18 protein-coding genes are annotated in these 15,589 nt (G+C 68.6%); 6 read left to right on the plus strand and 12 right to left on the minus strand.

The features are described from left to right. Positions 1-7: 7 nt before the first annotated feature. The gene (locus tag ACWEH3_RS26265; protein ID WP_450020242.1) at positions 8-871 is read right to left on the minus strand and encodes a TIGR03619 family F420-dependent LLM class oxidoreductase; all 864 of its coding nucleotides are present in this window, start codon (positions 869-871) and stop codon (positions 8-10) included. Then, positions 868-1,242, minus strand: a complete 375-nt coding sequence (locus ACWEH3_RS26270) for a MerR family transcriptional regulator (protein WP_450020240.1) — start codon at positions 1,240-1,242, stop codon at positions 868-870. Before ACWEH3_RS26270 ends, ACWEH3_RS26265 begins: the two co-directional genes overlap by 4 nt. Positions 1,243-1,379: 137 nt before the next feature. Here ACWEH3_RS26270 and ACWEH3_RS26275 point away from each other — a divergent pair, with 137 nt between their 5' ends. Continuing rightward, positions 1,380-2,507 carry an acyl-CoA dehydrogenase family protein gene (locus ACWEH3_RS26275; RefSeq protein ID WP_450020238.1) on the plus strand — a complete coding sequence of 376 codons (1,128 nt, stop codon included), beginning with the start codon at positions 1,380-1,382 and terminating at the stop codon, positions 2,505-2,507. A gap of 10 nt (positions 2,508-2,517) precedes the next feature. Here the strand turns inward: ACWEH3_RS26275 and ACWEH3_RS26280 are convergent, their stop codons facing one another. After that, entirely contained in the window at positions 2,518-3,387 is an 870-nt protein-coding gene (locus ACWEH3_RS26280; RefSeq protein ID WP_450020236.1) for an alpha/beta fold hydrolase, read from the minus strand. 64 nt (positions 3,388-3,451) lie between these two features. On the opposite strand from ACWEH3_RS26280, the gene ACWEH3_RS26285 reads away from it, so the two are divergent. After that, positions 3,452-4,060, plus strand: coding sequence for a TetR/AcrR family transcriptional regulator (locus tag ACWEH3_RS26285; RefSeq protein ID WP_450020293.1), 609 nt, complete (start codon positions 3,452-3,454; stop codon positions 4,058-4,060). Here ACWEH3_RS26285 and ACWEH3_RS26290 read toward each other — a convergent pair whose 3' ends face one another. The 4 genes from ACWEH3_RS26290 to ACWEH3_RS26305 form a co-directional block, all read right to left on the minus strand. After that, a complete protein-coding gene (locus ACWEH3_RS26290) occupies positions 4,061-5,122 on the minus strand; it encodes an NAD-dependent epimerase/dehydratase family protein (protein ID WP_450020234.1) in 1,062 nt (353 codons plus the stop codon). Positions 5,123-5,362: 240 nt separating this feature from the next. Then, entirely contained in the window at positions 5,363-5,605 is a 243-nt protein-coding gene (locus ACWEH3_RS26295) for a hypothetical protein (RefSeq protein ID WP_450020232.1), read from the minus strand. 42 nt (positions 5,606-5,647) lie between these two features. Continuing rightward, positions 5,648-5,974 (minus strand): plasmid stabilization protein, encoded by a 327-nt coding sequence (locus ACWEH3_RS26300; RefSeq protein ID WP_450020230.1) that lies wholly within the window; start codon positions 5,972-5,974, stop codon positions 5,648-5,650. Between the two features lie 135 nt (positions 5,975-6,109). Beyond that, complete coding sequence (locus tag ACWEH3_RS26305; protein WP_450020228.1) at positions 6,110-7,270, minus strand: lipase family protein; 1,161 nt, start codon at positions 7,268-7,270, stop codon at positions 6,110-6,112. 483 nt (positions 7,271-7,753) lie between these two features. On the opposite strand from ACWEH3_RS26305, the gene ACWEH3_RS26310 reads away from it, so the two are divergent. Next, complete coding sequence (locus ACWEH3_RS26310) at positions 7,754-8,173, plus strand: hypothetical protein (protein ID WP_450020226.1); 420 nt, start codon at positions 7,754-7,756, stop codon at positions 8,171-8,173. A 14-nt stretch (positions 8,174-8,187) separates the two neighbouring features. On the opposite strand, the gene ACWEH3_RS26315 is transcribed toward ACWEH3_RS26310, so the two are convergent. Beyond that, positions 8,188-9,219, minus strand: coding sequence for a DUF2293 domain-containing protein (locus ACWEH3_RS26315; protein ID WP_450020224.1), 1,032 nt, complete (start codon positions 9,217-9,219; stop codon positions 8,188-8,190). 608 nt (positions 9,220-9,827) lie between these two features. Continuing rightward, positions 9,828-10,349 carry an OmpA family protein gene (locus ACWEH3_RS26320; protein WP_450020222.1) on the minus strand — a complete coding sequence of 174 codons (522 nt, stop codon included), beginning with the start codon at positions 10,347-10,349 and terminating at the stop codon, positions 9,828-9,830. Between the two features lie 365 nt (positions 10,350-10,714). Here ACWEH3_RS26320 and ACWEH3_RS26325 point away from each other — a divergent pair, with 365 nt between their 5' ends. Then, positions 10,715-11,590: a hypothetical protein gene (locus ACWEH3_RS26325; RefSeq protein WP_450020220.1), complete on the plus strand. Its 876-nt coding sequence runs from the start codon at positions 10,715-10,717 to the stop codon at positions 11,588-11,590. Positions 11,591-11,646: 56 nt separating this feature from the next. Here ACWEH3_RS26325 and ACWEH3_RS26330 read toward each other — a convergent pair whose 3' ends face one another. Then, positions 11,647-12,045: an NUDIX hydrolase gene (locus ACWEH3_RS26330; RefSeq protein ID WP_379252722.1), complete on the minus strand. Its 399-nt coding sequence runs from the start codon at positions 12,043-12,045 to the stop codon at positions 11,647-11,649. A 62-nt stretch (positions 12,046-12,107) separates the two neighbouring features. Then, complete coding sequence (locus tag ACWEH3_RS26335; RefSeq protein ID WP_450020217.1) at positions 12,108-12,704, minus strand: helix-turn-helix domain-containing protein; 597 nt, start codon at positions 12,702-12,704, stop codon at positions 12,108-12,110. A gap of 233 nt (positions 12,705-12,937) precedes the next feature. On the opposite strand from ACWEH3_RS26335, the gene ACWEH3_RS26340 reads away from it, so the two are divergent. After that, entirely contained in the window at positions 12,938-13,930 is a 993-nt protein-coding gene (locus ACWEH3_RS26340; protein ID WP_450020215.1) for an NAD-dependent epimerase/dehydratase family protein, read from the plus strand. A gap of 57 nt (positions 13,931-13,987) precedes the next feature. On the opposite strand, the gene ACWEH3_RS26345 is transcribed toward ACWEH3_RS26340, so the two are convergent. Further along, positions 13,988-14,341, minus strand: coding sequence for a RidA family protein (locus tag ACWEH3_RS26345; RefSeq protein ID WP_450020291.1), 354 nt, complete (start codon positions 14,339-14,341; stop codon positions 13,988-13,990). A 176-nt stretch (positions 14,342-14,517) separates the two neighbouring features. Between ACWEH3_RS26345 and ACWEH3_RS26350 the strand changes: the two genes are divergently transcribed. Beyond that, complete coding sequence (locus ACWEH3_RS26350; RefSeq protein WP_450020213.1) at positions 14,518-15,492, plus strand: helix-turn-helix transcriptional regulator; 975 nt, start codon at positions 14,518-14,520, stop codon at positions 15,490-15,492. Positions 15,493-15,589: the final 97 nt, after the last annotated feature.

The raw sequence follows: 15,589 nt of genomic DNA on the forward strand, positions 1-15,589 counted from the left end.
GCGAAAGCTATTTCAGTGCGTTCGCAAGTTCGAATCGTTCGGCGAAGGCGGACAGCTCGTCTCCGGCTTGCTCCGGATCCCCTGTGCTCGCGCTCACCACGATGCGCGTGACACCCTGTTCGGCCAGTCCATCGACCCGCTCGACCGGCATGTCGATAGATCCCCAGCGCGTGTACTCGAACGCGCCGGGATCGCGGCCTGCCGCAGCGGCCGCGGTATGGGCGATCTCCAGCTGGGCGGCGCGTTCGGTGGGCGCGAGCATCCCGCCCGGGAAGTAACCGTCGCCGCGGGAACCGGCGCGGCGCGCCGCGGCGCGGCTCGATCCGCCGACATGGATCGGCAGGTCGCCGCCGAGGGGTTTCGGATAACTGCAGAGGTTCTCGAACCGGAAGAACTCGCCTTCGAAGCTCACCCCGTCCGCGCCACCGGACCACAGCAGTCGCAGCACGTCGATGGCCTCGTCGGCGCGGCGGCCTCGGGAGGTGAAATCGACGCCGAGGGCCTGTGCCTCACCGGGCAGGGTCCCCACCCCCACGGTGAGCAGGCGCATCCGTCCCTTGGACAGCACGTCGATCGTCGCGAGGCGTTTGGCCAGCACGACCGGATGGTGGTAGGGCAATAGCAGCACCGCGGTGCCGAGCAGGATCCGCTCGGTCGCTGCGGCCACGAAGCTCAGCGCGTCGAGGGGGTCGGCGAACGGCACCGAGGGCGTGATCTCCATCGGTCCGACCGCGGCGCCGGGGTACAGCGCGACGTGCTCGGGCAGGTAAATCGCTTCGAATCCGCAGCGCTCGGCGTGCTGGGCGTAGGCGATCAACCGGTCCGGGTCGACGCCGAAGAAGGGAGTGCTGTAGCTGACCGCGAACCTCACCGCGGCTCCTCGATCCGGTCGAACTCGCAGGCCGCCGCGAGCCGCTCGTGCAGCTGGCCCCGTACTCGCTCCAGCCGCGCCAGGTATGAATCGACCTCGGCCAGCTTGCGCCGCAAGGTGGACACCGAGTCCGGGCAGACGTCTCCGGAGCCGTTGCCCGCCCGCAGGCAGGCGACGAACGGACGGATGTCGTCGAGATCGAAGCCCGCGCCGAGCAGTTCGCGGATCTGCGCCACGATCAGCACCTCCGCGTCGTCGTAGGAGCGGTAACCGTTGGCGGCGCGGTGCGGCCGCACCAAACCGTGCTCCTCGTAGTAACGCAAGGCGCGCGTGCTGGTGCCCGCCCGCTCCGCCAGTTCGCCGATGCGCATCCGTCCTCCTTGTCTCCGCTACCGCCACGCTAAACCTTCTCGTCGACGTCAAGGCAAGTCGGCGCGGGCTGCGTACCCTCGGGGGAGATCAGCCGGCGAGCCTTGCTCGCCGATTCCCCTCGACCAGAGAGCATTTCGTGACGAATGCGCATTTCATCGTTCCGGTCCGCGACGGCGAGCGGGAATTGCTCGACCGGGTCGCCGACTTGGCGACCGGATTCGCGGCCGTGGCGGCCGACTACGACGAGCGCGCCGAACTCGCCGTCGAGCATCTGGAGGCGTTGCACGAGGCCGGGGCGGATCACGCGGTCCTGCCCGAATCGGCCGGTGGCGCGGGCCTGAGCTACCTGGGACTCGGTCGCCTCGTCAGGATCCTGGCCCGAGCCGATCCGTCCACCGCGACGATCTGGACCATGCACGCGGGGGCGGGCGTCGCCCTCGCGGAATTCACCGGCGAGAGTTCGGGATCGTTCTTCGCCGACGAGTTCCGGTCGGGTAAGCGCTTCGCGAACGCGTTGTCCGAACCGGCGAGCGGGAACCGCTTCCTCCAGCCGCAGCACGTCGCCGAGCCGACCGCGGGCGGGTGGTCGCTGAGCGGGGCGAAGCGGTTCGTCTCCGGGAGCGAGATCGCTGATTATCTGCTGGTCAACGCGCTCGTGGCGGGGGAACCCGCTTTCTTCGGCGTGGTCCCCGACGAAACGGTATCGATCATCCCGATCTGGGACACTCTCGGCCTGCGCGCCACGCGCAGCCAGCTGCTCGCGTTCGACGACACTCTGCTGCGTGCCGAGTACCGCGGCCGCGCACCGCGTCCGGGAGATTTCGCGGTGATCCCGGCCGGGCTTCCCGCGATTTCGCTCGGCATCGCCGATGCCGCGCTGGACGCGCTGGTCGAGCACGCACGCACCAGGGAAATCCTCGGCAAGCCCTTGGGCCACCAGCAGTGGGTGCAGTACGAGGTCGCGGACGCGCAGACCCGGCTCGCCGCCGCGCACGCGCTCTACGAACAGGCATTGTGGCAGGCCGACCATGGGATCGCGCTGTTCTTCGACAACCTGTCCCGAGCCAAGTACCTCGCGAACAAAGTGGCGGTCGACGTGGCGCAGCTCGGCGTTCGGGTCGGCGGCGGCTCGGGGTATCTGAAGCGGTCGCCGATCCAACGTCATCTGCGCGATGCCCAGGCAGGCCAGCTCATGGCGTATTCGACGGAGGTGATCGCCGGGGTGATCGGGCGGGGTGTCCTCGGCGTGCCGGACGAAGCGTGACTCGCGGGCGCTATCGCGGCGAGCGCTTGTCACGCCCCGGTGCGGTGCGGTTGTCGAGCAGGAACGCCGACATCGCCTCGGCTACGGCGGCGGGCTGGTCGAGCATGGACAGTACGTACGCGTCATCGATTTCGACCAGCCGGGCCGCGGGAATGAGTTCCGCGAGCCGGGGGCCGTGCCGGCGCGGCATCACCTTGCCCGCCGAAGACCACAGGATCAGGGCGTCTCCACGGAAGTCGCGCAGTGCTTCGGTGTGGGCGATCAATTCTCGTTTCGGGAACGCCGACCTGGTGTAGGCGAGCAGGTCCCGCCGGATCCGTGCGTCGCGCAGTCCCGGCTCGGTCCAGCCGCGCACCAGCGCATCGGACAATGGGCGCCGCGCCATCCAACCGAACAGCAACGGCGAGCGGCGCAGCCACCGAACGCGCAACTGCCGCAGCGCCAGCGAGATGCCGCCCGGGAGGTGAGTGGCGACGGTGGCCATCTTGCCCGGCAGGCCGGGTGGGAAGTTGTCGAACGCCTCGCACGGCAGCACGATCAGCCTGCCGACGCGTTCGTCCAGCCCGTAGGCGGTGAGGAACAGCGCACCGCCCCAATCGCTGTGTACGAGCGTGACGTCGCGCAGGTCGAGCGCGGCGAGGAAATCGGCGATCAGGTGGTTCAGGCCGCGCAAACTCAGGTCGACGCCGGGGCGCAGCGGCAGGGGATGGGCGCCGAGCGGCAGGTCCGGCAACAGGTACCGGAAGCCTTCGGGTAGGGCGTCGATCACCTCGTCCCAGACCGTGTGGTTCATCAGCAGGCCGTGCAACAGGACGACCGGAGGTCCCTCGCCGCGCTCGACGTAGTGCACCCGTCCCGCGGGCAGTTCGATCACAGGCATGTCCGCCTCCATTCGAGCGATCACTCTAGAGTGTTTGCTCTAGTCTGGAAGGGTGACCGAGAAGATGTCAACCAGCACCCGGGAGCGCCTCGTCACCGCGATGGCAGAGTTGATGCGAACGCAGGGCTATGCGGGCACCAGCGTCAAGCAACTCACCGTCGCCGCTCGGGCTCCGATGGGGTCGCTCTATCACCACTTTCCCGAGGGCAAACCGCAGGTCGCCGCCGCGGCGTTGCGCACGTCCGGGGCCGCGTACATCCAGTTGCTCCCGCTGCTGCTCGACGCACACGACGACTTGCGCGAAGCGATACCCGCCGCCTTCGCGGCGGCCGCCGAACAGATCGAGCAGACCGGCTGGCTCAACATGTGCCCGGTCGGCACCGTCGCGGGTGAGATCGCCGACAGCGAACCCGCGCTGCGCGACGTCGCCGCCGAAGTCATCGCCTCCTGGATCGACGAGGGCACCGACTACTTCGTCCGCCGCGGCCTGTCCGTCCCGGACGCTCGCGATCTCATCCTCGCCGTTCTCACGAGCCTCGAGGGCGCTTTCGTCCTCAGCCGCACGCTGCGCTCGACGGAACCATTGCACGCGGCGGGCCGGTCCTCGAGCGCCCGTATCGAAGAGGTGCTGGCCGGAGCGCCCGTTCAGCGCGCCGCGCACTCGGCCGAGTGACTAGCCGACGCCGATTTCGCGGCCACCGACGCCCGAGGTGAATTCCTTCCAGCGCCATGGCCCGCCCGCGTCGCCGGCCAGTGGCGGGGTGTCTTCCCCCGCGCCCGCCCGCAGCCCGGAGATCAGGTGCCGGAGTGCGTCGACGGCGGTGAACCGAGGTGTCCAGCCCAGCTCCGCCCGCGCGCGGCCGGTGTCCATGATCGGCAGGTGCATCACCCCGTCCAACAGGTCCGGCGTAGCGGGCAGTGTCCGCGCGTGCCAGCCCAGCGCGAGTGCGGCGCGGATCACCGCAGGCGGAACGGACACCACCCGGGCATCGAAGACCGCGGACAGCCAGGAGCGATCGATCACCGGCTCCGCGGCCAGGTTGAACGGGCCACGAGCATCGGTCGCGATCGCGAGCGCGTACGCGCGCCCGACGTCGGAGCTGTGCACCGCCTGGAACCGCAGGCCGCGCGGAATCGGCAGGATCGGCGGGAGACCAGGCCGCATCAGGCGGTTCGGTAGCAGCGGACCGGCGAACAGACGCCGTTGCTGACTGGCGGTGTGCCTGCTGAAGATGAACGCCGGGCGCATGCGAACCACGCGGCGATCCTGATTCTCGGCCTCGAACCGATCGAGCAGCCTTTCGACGTAAGCCTTCTCCCGCATGTAAGCGGCGGGTGGCCAGCCGTCGGTCGGCCAGCTCTCCGGCACCGGCTCGTCGCTCTGGCGCGGGGAGTAGGCGCCGACGGAGGAGGCGTAGACCAACGCGGGGACCTGCGCCGCGGCGACGGCGCGCAGCACGCGTTCCGTGCCGCCGACATTTGCGCGCCACGTGACCATGGGCTGATGGGTGGGCTGGAACAGCCATGCCAGATGCACGACCACATCGGCTCCGTGGAAATGGGACTCCAGGTCGTCGGTTCGCACATCCGCGCGCACCCACTCCACACCCGGGCGAGGGATGCCCGGCACCCGCCGCGCGATCCCGACGATCGAACTGACTCCGGCTTCGGCCGACAGTGTCTCCAGCAGGCTCGTTCCGACGTTTCCGGTGGCACCGACCACGACGACGCGCATATCTGCTCCTTGGCTCGGTGACGAGGTTCGAGAGCGGCTTACCCAGGATGTCGGCGACGACACCGCGGTGGACCGGTGCATCGGACTCTTCCCGGCCCGGCCCGGCGACCGCCGGGTGCGGTGGTCCGAAGGCGCGGCCGGGACCGCGTCACGAGGGGCCGGTGCGGATCCGGACGACCTGTGAACCAGCGGCGGACGGGAACCCACTCGGGCTCCCGTCCGCCGCTCGTCTGCGAAAAGTCACGTATTCGATTGGGCGAGACGGTTGGCAAGCAGTTCCTTACCCATCCGGCCGCCCTTGCGGCTGTCGGCCTGCGCCTTGCGGAAGAACTCCACCAGCTCGGTGTCTCCGTCGCGTTCCGCGTCCTGGATGAACGTGTCCAGACGCAGTGCGTTCTCGAGGGACGCCTCGACGAACCAGATCAGGTTGTAGTCCTTGTCCCTGGTGCCGGTGATGGTGCCCGTTTCCTGCTGCTTGGTCATCTCCACTCCTTTCGCTTCTTCGTCGCCGAGCCGCGCGTCGCGTCAGTCCCGTCCGAGCGCGTGCGCCAGCTCTTTCTTCGTCATCTTCGAGCGGCCTTCGACATTGCGCTTCTTGGCCTCGTTGTACAGCTGGTCGCGGGTCGGCCCGCGGGCGCCGCTGTGCGAACGCTGACCGCCGCGCTGCTGCGGGGACTTGTCGTCGGTCGACGTCTTGCTCGCAGTCTTGGATTGTCCGGACTGGGCGCGGTTCTTGTTGACCGTGCGAGCGGCGATCTCCTTCGCGCGCCCGGTGCTCGCGCCCCGGGATTTCGCCGAGTCCGTGATGTGCTCGTACTGGCGTTCCTGCTTGTCGGTCCAAGCCTTCGGCATGTCATCACCTCCTGTATTTGCGGTCTACCCCGGGAATCTGCGCGCAATCCGGATCGGGCCCGACTCGTCCGCCGGGCCCGACCATCCGAAGTTTCCGAGCGCGCGATCGCTACTCCGGGAGGTGGTGAGCCGACGTCAGCAGGTGCTGGGCGCGGGCTCTCCGCGAACCCGGCCTTGGAGCCACGGCAGCACCGAGGGGGCGCCGAGGACCGCTGCGGTCAGATGCTCCACCTCGGCCACGCGCAGTGTCTGCACGGGCACCCCGGCCGAGCACCAATGGCGATTGGTGTTGTCGATGGCATCGATCGGAATCAGCCCATCGCTCGGTGAATGCCATTCGAAAATGGGGATTTCCGGGGCGCTCGGGTAGAGCTCCACACTGTTCTCCTCGACCACCGACCACGCGGCCGGAGTGTCGAAGACCGATGTAGAGGTCACATAGTCGCGCGCGCTGCCGTTCACGCCCGCGGCGAGGATGTCGTTGGTGCAGCTGTTGGCCATCTCGTCGCGAAGCGCCAGACCGCGCTCGTTCAGTGATTGGCTGGTCGGCACGCGGTCCGGGTACTCCCGTTCCAGGCCGATCGCCGTCGCCATGGCCAGGCCGAACGCCGGATGCGGTTCGAAACCCAACGCTTTGGCCATCGTCACCAGGTTCATCGGGGCGCCGCCGATGGCCGCGCCCGCGAGCCGCAGGTCGGGCGCGTAGGTCGGTTGCAGCTCGGCCGCCCATGCCGTGGCGAGACCGCCGCCGGAGTAACCGGCCAGCGCGGTCGGGCTGCTCTGCAAGCCGAGTTCGGGTAGCTGTTTGGCCGCGCGGATACCGTCCAACGTGATCTGGCCGCCCAAACGCCCGGCGCCGAGCGCGAACTGCGGTCCGAGATGGTCCGGCAGCGCTACCGTCCAGCCCTGCGCCAGCAGGACGTTCAACATCGGCGTCGTCAGCGACAGGTTCGGATCGTTGTTGTAGAGCAGGTGCGACACCGCGCAGTGCGTGCCGAGCGAGTTGATGAAGTGCTGATACGACAACAGCGGCATGCCGGGCCGCTGGCCGAGGGGAGTGAGGATCGTTGTCGTGGCCGAAATCGGCGCGCCCCGCGAATTCGTGGACCGGAACTCGACCAACCGGACGGTTGCGCCGGGGAACAGCGGAAGCGGTGGCAAGACGCGCGCGTCGAGTATGTCACCGGGACGGTGCGCCGCCAGATCGGCCGGCGCGGCGTAGAACGGGTCCGGATCGGGCTGCGGATAGAGCGGTTCCGCGGTTGCCGCCGTCCCCAGCAGAAGAGTGACTGCCATTCCGCAGCACGCGCCGATGGCACGGGCGGAACCGATGCGTTTACTGCCGAGCAAACGAAGAAACGGACGAGTCACGACCTTGACCTCCAGGGGTAGTTCGCCGCATTCGCCGAACAGTGGGGGGCATCAGAGTGCATCGTCGGCAAACTATCAGCAACATGAAGTGGTGAGTTCGGGAATGCGCGAAAAATCCACTGGCCTCGAAGATAACTGGCGATTTTGACGCGCTTCATTGTGGGTATCGTGATGCATAGCAACTGAACAGCCACTACTGGGAGAGTCCCTGCGTCCGAAGCGGAGACCGCACATCCGCGCTGGACATCCGATCCGCCGTGGGCCACGGCCGCGAACGTCCGGCGGTGTCCGTTCGTTTGTCACTTCGCGACCGAATGCATCCCGACCAGGGGTTGCGATGCGGGGCGAGCACGGCTTGGCTGGATCACATACACAGCGACGAGGTGCAGGGCGCAGGAAGGAGCGGTCATGGCCAAGACAGCAACCGAGAAGGTCCGCGAGTCCGGTTCCGAATCACCGGAGAAGGCACGTTCCGCGCCGCCCGCCGGGACCGAAGCGCCGACCGGCACCGGCACCGCGACCGCCGATCGCGGCGGGGTGCGTGTGCCGGTTCCGACGCTCGGGATGCGGATGGCGCGACTTCCGCTGCCGCCCGGGCCGCGCAGCGTGGCGACCGGTGTTTCCTCGGCGACCACGGCGGTGCGCAATCGGGTACCGGACCGGGAGTCGTTGCTCTATTTCGGCGGACTCGGCGCGGCGGCGGTCACCGGGCTGGTGTCATGGCCGGTCGCCGGAGCGATCGGCGTCGGCGTCTGGGTGGCCGAGCATGCCCGTCGTTCGCCGGAGGCGGCGGGAGACGGGCCGAAAAATGACCTGACCACGCGCTGACCCCGAGCGCCGCCTCAACCGCGCCAGTTTTCGAGGACATGGTCGACGGTGGGCCGGATACGGGCTCTGGCCTCCGAGCGGGGGATGCCGGTCATGAGGAGGTGGTCGTAGTCGGTGTCGCGGTGGCGGATGGAGGCTATGACGGCGAGGGTGAGCGCTTCGGGGGACAGGAGTTTGGCGGCGGCGGTGCGGCCTACGCGGCCGCTGCCGCGGGCGGCGGCGTGTTCGGCTATCTCGGTGGCGCGGTCGGCGGGGCAGCCGGGGAACAGCCGCCGGATCTCGTCGGACATGCGGGCGCGGTATTCGTCGTCCTCGGCGGCGCGGCGCACCCGGTCGCGGTCGCGGCGGCGGGAACGGGCCTCTTCGTCGGCCAGGCATTGCTGTTCGGCGCGGGTGAGGGCGGCTTCCTCGACGAGGATGCCCAGTCGTTCGTAGCGTTTGCGCCGCCGGTTGAAGCGGACCACCACGGCGGCGAGGGTGCTCTCCTTCTTGGCGCGCCGGCTCAACGCCGCGTTCCCGGCCGGCAGGAACTCCAGATGATCTAGGTCCGAACAGGTGAGGCACAGCGGCCCGGCCGCGGAGGTGATCAGATACGAGCCGGTCTCGGCGCATTCCGCGCACGTCGAAGGCTCAGCGGCCTCGATCACCGTCAGATCCGGGGCCCGGTTCTGGCGCTGGACGACATGCTCACGCCGCGCCGGGCTGAGCTCCGCCGAGAGCCAGTGCACCCGGAACACCGTGTCGTCGCCGTCGTCGACGAACCACAACGCCTCGCGGTCGCGGCCGCTCGACAGATACGCCGCTGTGCTCGCGGTCAGCCCGTGCTCGCGAGCCCACTCGCCCAGCAGATCCGCCGCTTCGAGCATTCGTCGCCCGTCCACCGCCGTGACCTGCTCCAGCGACGGCGCCTGCCCCTGTCGCCAGCGATCGACCTGACCGGACCGCACCCACCCCAGAACGGCGAACACATCGACCGCCGACACGTATTTGCGTTGGACGAGCGCCGCTTCCGCAGCCTCGACCACCCGTCGCCGCAGCTTGGACACGAGTTCGAACCCTAGCGCACGCCGCGATGGGCGCAGGACGGTGCCGATGCGGCGGATTCGCTACGAAAAGTGTCCTATCACCCGATCGAATGTCGGTATGCAAGCGGATGCCGTCGGGTGGGGTTCATCGGGCGCTGGTCGAATAGCAGGGCAACGTTCGCAGGGAGGAAGAGCCATGACCAGCATCGACACTCACGCCAACGGAACCGTGGCGTCCCGCGTCACCGAATCGACCACGGTTTTCGAGCGGGGACTTCGCGAAAACCCACGCGTCGGCGCATCTCTGGGCATTCGACTGGAGACCGCGGTCGACGGCTACACCCGGTACTACCTCGACCCGAACCCGGCCACGATTCGAGCCGGTCGGCCACGCCGTTCCTGTGGATGGAGCCGCCGGACCACACCCGGCTGCGCAATCTCGTGAGTGATCAGCGGCAGCGGGTAGGCGATCATCTCGACGAGGTCGAATTCGCCTGCCTCCAAGGCCTTGTCGACCAGTCGCTCGTGAGCTCCTGGATTCGCGGACGCAGCCTGGTCACCATGCGCGGGATGAAGCCCTTGGTGAGTCCGGCGCCATCGGGCCGGGGACCGGCCCGATGGCGACACGGTCAGCTGCCGAGCACCTCGATCTTCGCTTCGTCGACCTTGATGTTCTGGTCGGTCGGGTTGCCCTGGGGTTTCACGGTGATGCGCGACTTCTCGACGCCCGCGGACTCGAGTTCGGCCGCGATGTTGTCGCCCCTGGCCTTGGCCACGGATTTGGCGGTGGCGGGGTTCTCGTCCTGGGCGTAGGTCGTGATCTCCACCTTGGCGTCGTTGCCTTTCAACGGGACCGCTACCACTTTGATGGTGGCGACGTCCGTCCCGCTGAGGTCGGAGCTGCCGCTGTCGAAGGTGATCGGCGCTGCGGCCAGCGCCGCGTTGATCCCGTCCTGGATCACCTGCTGCGCGGTGTTCAGGCCCGAGCGCACGGCCGAGGACGCGGTGGCGGCCAGGCTGCTGCGCAGGGGGTGGGTCTGCTCGGTCGTCGTCGCCGAAGAATTCGAGCCGTCGTCGGACCCGCACGCCGCGGTCATGAGCAGCGCGACGGCCACAGCGGCGATTCCACTGACGCTTTTCTTGGAAATCATCTGCCTACTCCTGTTTCGGTGGAGAAATCCCGTATGCGCCATTCGGTGCGATGCGTGGAATTGCCCGGGAACGGGGCCGCACGCATACGTCTGTCCAATGCTGTCGGTGCACTCGATCCTTGCACAGGCGCGCGGCCCCGGAGTGCCGTTTCGCGGGTCGCCGCTTTTCCCGGTCACGAGCGGCGCAATTGTTGCCGGAATGTGCGCGAGTCGCCATGAGCGCGGCGTAGCGTCGATTCGGCGAAATGCGTGAGTTCTCCTGGCCGGGCGACGACCGGTTCGGGAGGGGCCGGACGTCGAGACGGAGCGGACCAGTCGCGCGAATCCGCCCTTCGCGGCCGGATGAGCAGAGGAAGTGAATCGCGGTGCGGTCGGTGAAGTTGTCCGTGGCATTGGCCCGGGAAGTCTCGCTGGCACGAAGCCGGGCAGCGACCGGATGGCTGCGCGGAACGCCCCAGGGCCGCACCGTGCGCCGGGTGATCGATGGCTTGGCGGAGGTCCAGATCGTCGATCGGTCGATGGTGCTCGCCGCGCAGATCTTCACCTCGGTGCTGCCGGTGATCATCGCCGCGTCCGTGTTCAGCGGGTGGCATGCGGCGGCGGAGACGATCAACGACCAGTTCGGGTTCGATTCCGGCTCTCTGGGCGCCGAAACCGGCACGAGTTCGGGCGACCCGACGCTGGCGGCGTTCGGCGTGGTCGGACTGCTCATGGTCGTGCTCGGCGGGACCTCGTTCGCGCGGGCGCTCGCTCGCGTCTACGCGGCGGTATGGAAGGTGCCGACCCTTGGCCCCCGCGATGCGTGGCGCTGGCTCGCCGCGCTGCTCGCCGTCGCGATCGCGGTGGCGCTGGTGGGACAGACCAGGGAACTCACGCGAATCCGGTATGCGGGTGGACCGCTCGCCTTGGCCGGTGAGCTGGCCGTCTGGGCGTGCGTCTGGACGGTCGCGCCCTTCTTGCTCACGAAGGGAGCGCTGACCGGGCGGCTGTTGTGGGTGTCCGGAGTGCTCACCGCGGCCGGTCTGACCGCGATGCACGCGGTGGGCCGGGTGGTCCTGCCGCGGACCACTGCGAACGCCGAAGCACATTTCGGCCCTCTCGGCCTGGCCTTCACCACGGTCAGTTGGCTTTTCGTCCTGTCGATGGTGATCGTGGGCGCGGCGGCGGTCGTCAAGGCGCTCGCCTTGGACGAGACCGCCGTCGGTCGTTTTCTGCGCGGTCCGCAGCAGAACGGCGCGTGATGCGGCCGGGAGCTCGCACTTCCGGAAACCTCTGTGCGCCAAGTTTTCTCGGTGAGCTACCAGTCGACCGCGCCGAGTTCGTGCAACCTGCGAAAGACCAGCATCGAGCCGGGGGCGACGTGGTCCATGGCGGCGTACTCGCGCACGGTGAAGTAGCGCAGCTCGGCGATCTCGCTGGTGGGTCGCGGCTCGCCGTCGAGTTCCGCGGTGAAACAGGTCATGTGCAGCTGGGTGCCGGGGGAGTGCCCGTACGCCTCGGCCCGGAACACGCCCAACTCGTCGTAGGCGACGACGCCGACGCCGAGTTCTTCGCGCACCTCGCGGTGCAATGCCGCCTCGGGCGTCTCGCCCGGGTCGATCTTGCCGCCGGCCATGTAGAAGACGTCCTTGCCGACCGAGCGCGCCTGTAGCAGGCGACGATCCCGGACATGGGCCAGCGCGGCGGTGCGAATCACCGGCCCACTGTACTGAGCGGACCGAACGCGATGTCAACCGGATTTTCGGCGGTTCGGGCCGCTCAGTGCTCGAGCACGGCGCGGCGCAGGAGTTCGCCGATGCGCCGGTGGATCAGCGCGGTGTCGTCACCGTCGGCGACGAACTCCAGGAACAGCGCCGCACCGGCCGCCAGCGCGATGACGGCCCTGGCATCCAGTTCGGATCGCGCACGCGATTCGGTGTCGCCCGCGGCGAACAGCGCGGCCGCGGGTGTGCTGAATCCGGCCCACAGCTGGTCGCGCAATTGCCGATCGCGATCGAGCGCGGTCAGCAGGCCGGGCACGGCCGCGCGAACATCGTCACGCGCGAACAGTTCCCGGCTGCCGCGCAGCACCCACTCGATCCATCCCTTCCGATCGGTTCCCTCGAACGGGCCCAGATCCGGCGTCTCACCGAGGACGGCGTGCAGCACCAGTTCGGCCTTCGATTGCCAGCGGCGACCGATGGACGCCCGGCCGACCCCCGCGCGTGCCGCCACCGCCCGCACGCTCAACCCGTCCCAACCCACCTCGACCAGCATCTCCCGCACGGTCGCCAGCACGCGCTGCTCGACCGACTCGTCCCGGGGCCGGCCCGCGCTCCGGGTCGCCGAATGCGGGTCCCGCGCCGTTTCGCCCATGCCGCTTCCTGACCTCCATTACGATGCCACTGGCATCGAATTTGTACCGATGCTTCCGATGTGCGGCCATTGTCGCGTGTGCCGTGGACGCGGCGGCGGTGGACCGGACGGCGGAACCCGTGGCGACGGAGGAACGAGATGGGCGGACCGAAAGGCACACCGGCTGATACCGGCACGGCGGCGCGAGCGGCGAGCGCGTGGACGCCGACCGGTAGCGACGAGGGGTAGCCGGTATGCGAATCGCGGTCACCGGCGGCACCGGCTATCTCGGTGCGCACACCGTTTCCGCACTATTGCGGGACGGGCATCAGGTCGTTCTGCTGGTCCATCCGAGCGAGTCCCTCGCCGCGGTGGTCGGCATGTTCGACACCACGCCGGCCATGCTCTCGGTGCTGCCCGGTGACATCAGGGCCCCGCAGACCGTGGAGAAGTTGCTCGTCGGATGCGACGCCGTTCTGCACGCGGCAGGCGTGGTCGGCACCGACAACCGGCGCGAGCAGCTGATGTGGGAGGTCAACGCGGACGCCACGGCGATGGTGCTCGCCCGCGCGACGGCGCTCGGGCTGGACCCGATCGTGCACGTGGCCAGCTACAGCGCGCTGTTTCCCAGCCCCGATCCGGTCATCACGCCGGACAGCCCCACCGCACCGGGTCGCAGTGCCTATGGCCGCACCAAGTCGGCCGCCGATCGCATCGCGCGGGCATTGCAGGCGACCGGCGCTCCCGTGGTGATCACCTATCCGTCCAGCGTCGTCGGCCCCGGTCTCGGGACACAGGCCGGAATCACCTCCGACGGTTGGGGCGCCATCCTGCGGGCCCGCGTCGCACCGCGAATCCAGGGCGGAATGCAGATGATCGACGTCCGGGACGTGGCCGCCGTGCACGCCGCCGTCATGCGCCCCGGTCTCGGACCGAGGCGCTATCTGTGCGGCGGTCACCTGGTGGCCTTCGACGAGATCGTGGACATCTTGGAAAGCGCTGCCGGGCAACGGATCCGCCGGATACCGGTGCCGAAGGCCGCCCTGCTGGGAATCGGACGGCTCACCGACGCCGCCGCCCGATTCCTCCCGATCAGCGCGGGCCTCAGCTACGAGGCGGCGTGGTTGCTGACCACCGCCACGCCGACCGACGACTCCCGCACGCTGGCCGATCTCGATCTGCGCTGGCGGCCAATCCGGGAAGCCATCATCGAATCCGTGCGACGGGAAACCGATTCCCGCACCTGATGCGGCACGGGCCGGTCGGACCAGTTCCCGGCGGTCATGTGCTCGACGGAGTTGGCATCACGCGACGGCGGTTCCCTCGAGCTCGACCAACTGGCCCGGGATCGCCAGCCGTGTGACCCCGAGCATCGTGGTAGTCGGCGCCACCCGGGAAGCACCCAACCTCGACGCCAGCACACCGTAGTGCTGGAAAAGCAGATCGACGTCGGTGGTGTAGACGTTGAGCCGGACGACGTTCGCGAGAGACATGTCGGCCTCGCCCAGCACGGCTTCCAGGTTGTCGAGGCTCAGCGCCAACTGCGCCGCCATGTCACCGTCATGCTGGGGCTTGCCGTCGCCGCCCATCGCGGTCTGCCCGGAGCAGTACAGGGTCCGGGTGTGGCCGCAGACGAGCTCGCCTTGGTTGAATCCCATCTCCACCGACCACGTCACCGGGTTGACCGCCGTTCGTTCCGCTACCACATCAGCTCCATTCGATTTCGAAGTACGTACGTCCTGTCGGCCCGATAGCCGCTGTCCGTGACGCCGTGGTGATGAGCCTCCCAGCGAATCACGACATCGTGTGTCGTGTATTCGTTAGAGTTTTTCGTATGCGCGCCGACCGGTTGGTCTCGCTGGTGCTACTGCTGCGCCAGCGTGGTCGGCTGACTGCGGCCGAGCTGGCCGACGAGCTGGAGGTGTCCACCCGCACCGTGTTGCGCGACATCGAGGCGCTGTCCGCGGCCGGTGTCCCGGTCTACGCCGAACGCGGCCGACACGGCGGTTACGCGTTGTTACCCGGGTTTCGGACCGAGCTCACCGGGCTGAACCACGACGAGGCGCTTGCCCTGCTGGTCGCCGGATCACGTCGCGGCGCACAGGCATTCGGCCTCGGCTCGGCGCTTGCTTCGGCGATGCTCAAGGTGATCGACGCGCTACCCGAAAGCTATCGGGACACCGCGGCTGGCGTGGCCGAGCGATTGCTCATCGATCCGCAGACCGATCTGCTGTCGCGTCGGCTGATCGCTGAGGAAGTGCCCGACACCATATCGACGGAGATCCGGCGCGCGGTGTTCGCCGGACACAAGCTGCGCATCCACTACGCGGCTGTGGACCAGACCCCGAAGTGGCGCACGGTGGACCCGATCGGCTTGGTCATCGTTCGCGACCAGGGCTACCTGCTGGCCACGAGATCTGGCGCGGACCGCACCTACCGGCTGTCGCGGGTGCTGGCTGCGAAGGAACTCTCCGAACCGGCACAGCGACCAGGCCGGGTCGATCTGGACCGGGCGTGGCAGGAACGCAGCGCGCGGTTCCGGGCCGGCGGCGACCGAATCGCCGTGCTGGTACGGGTGAACCCAGCCCGGCGGGAGGAATTGGTGAGCACCGCACTGGCCGTCCGCGCCGAAGAAACCGACACAAACGGCTGGCTGCGGCTGGAGGTGATCTTCCAAGACTCGCGACACGCCGAATGGGCGCTGTGGCAGCTCACCACAGACGCGGAAGCACTGGCCCCGCGGTCGTTGCGCACTTCCCTTCGCTACCGCGCCGCCGCGATCGCCACCTACTACGGGGAGTCATCCTGAGAGTCGTCGCCTGCTGACGTCACCTCGGTGAGTATCACGACCTCCGCTCGCCGCAGGCCGGGCGACCGCCGCAGGCCCGCTGTCGGCAGACCGACGT

This window comes from Nocardia sp. NPDC004718 (assembly GCF_053601535.1).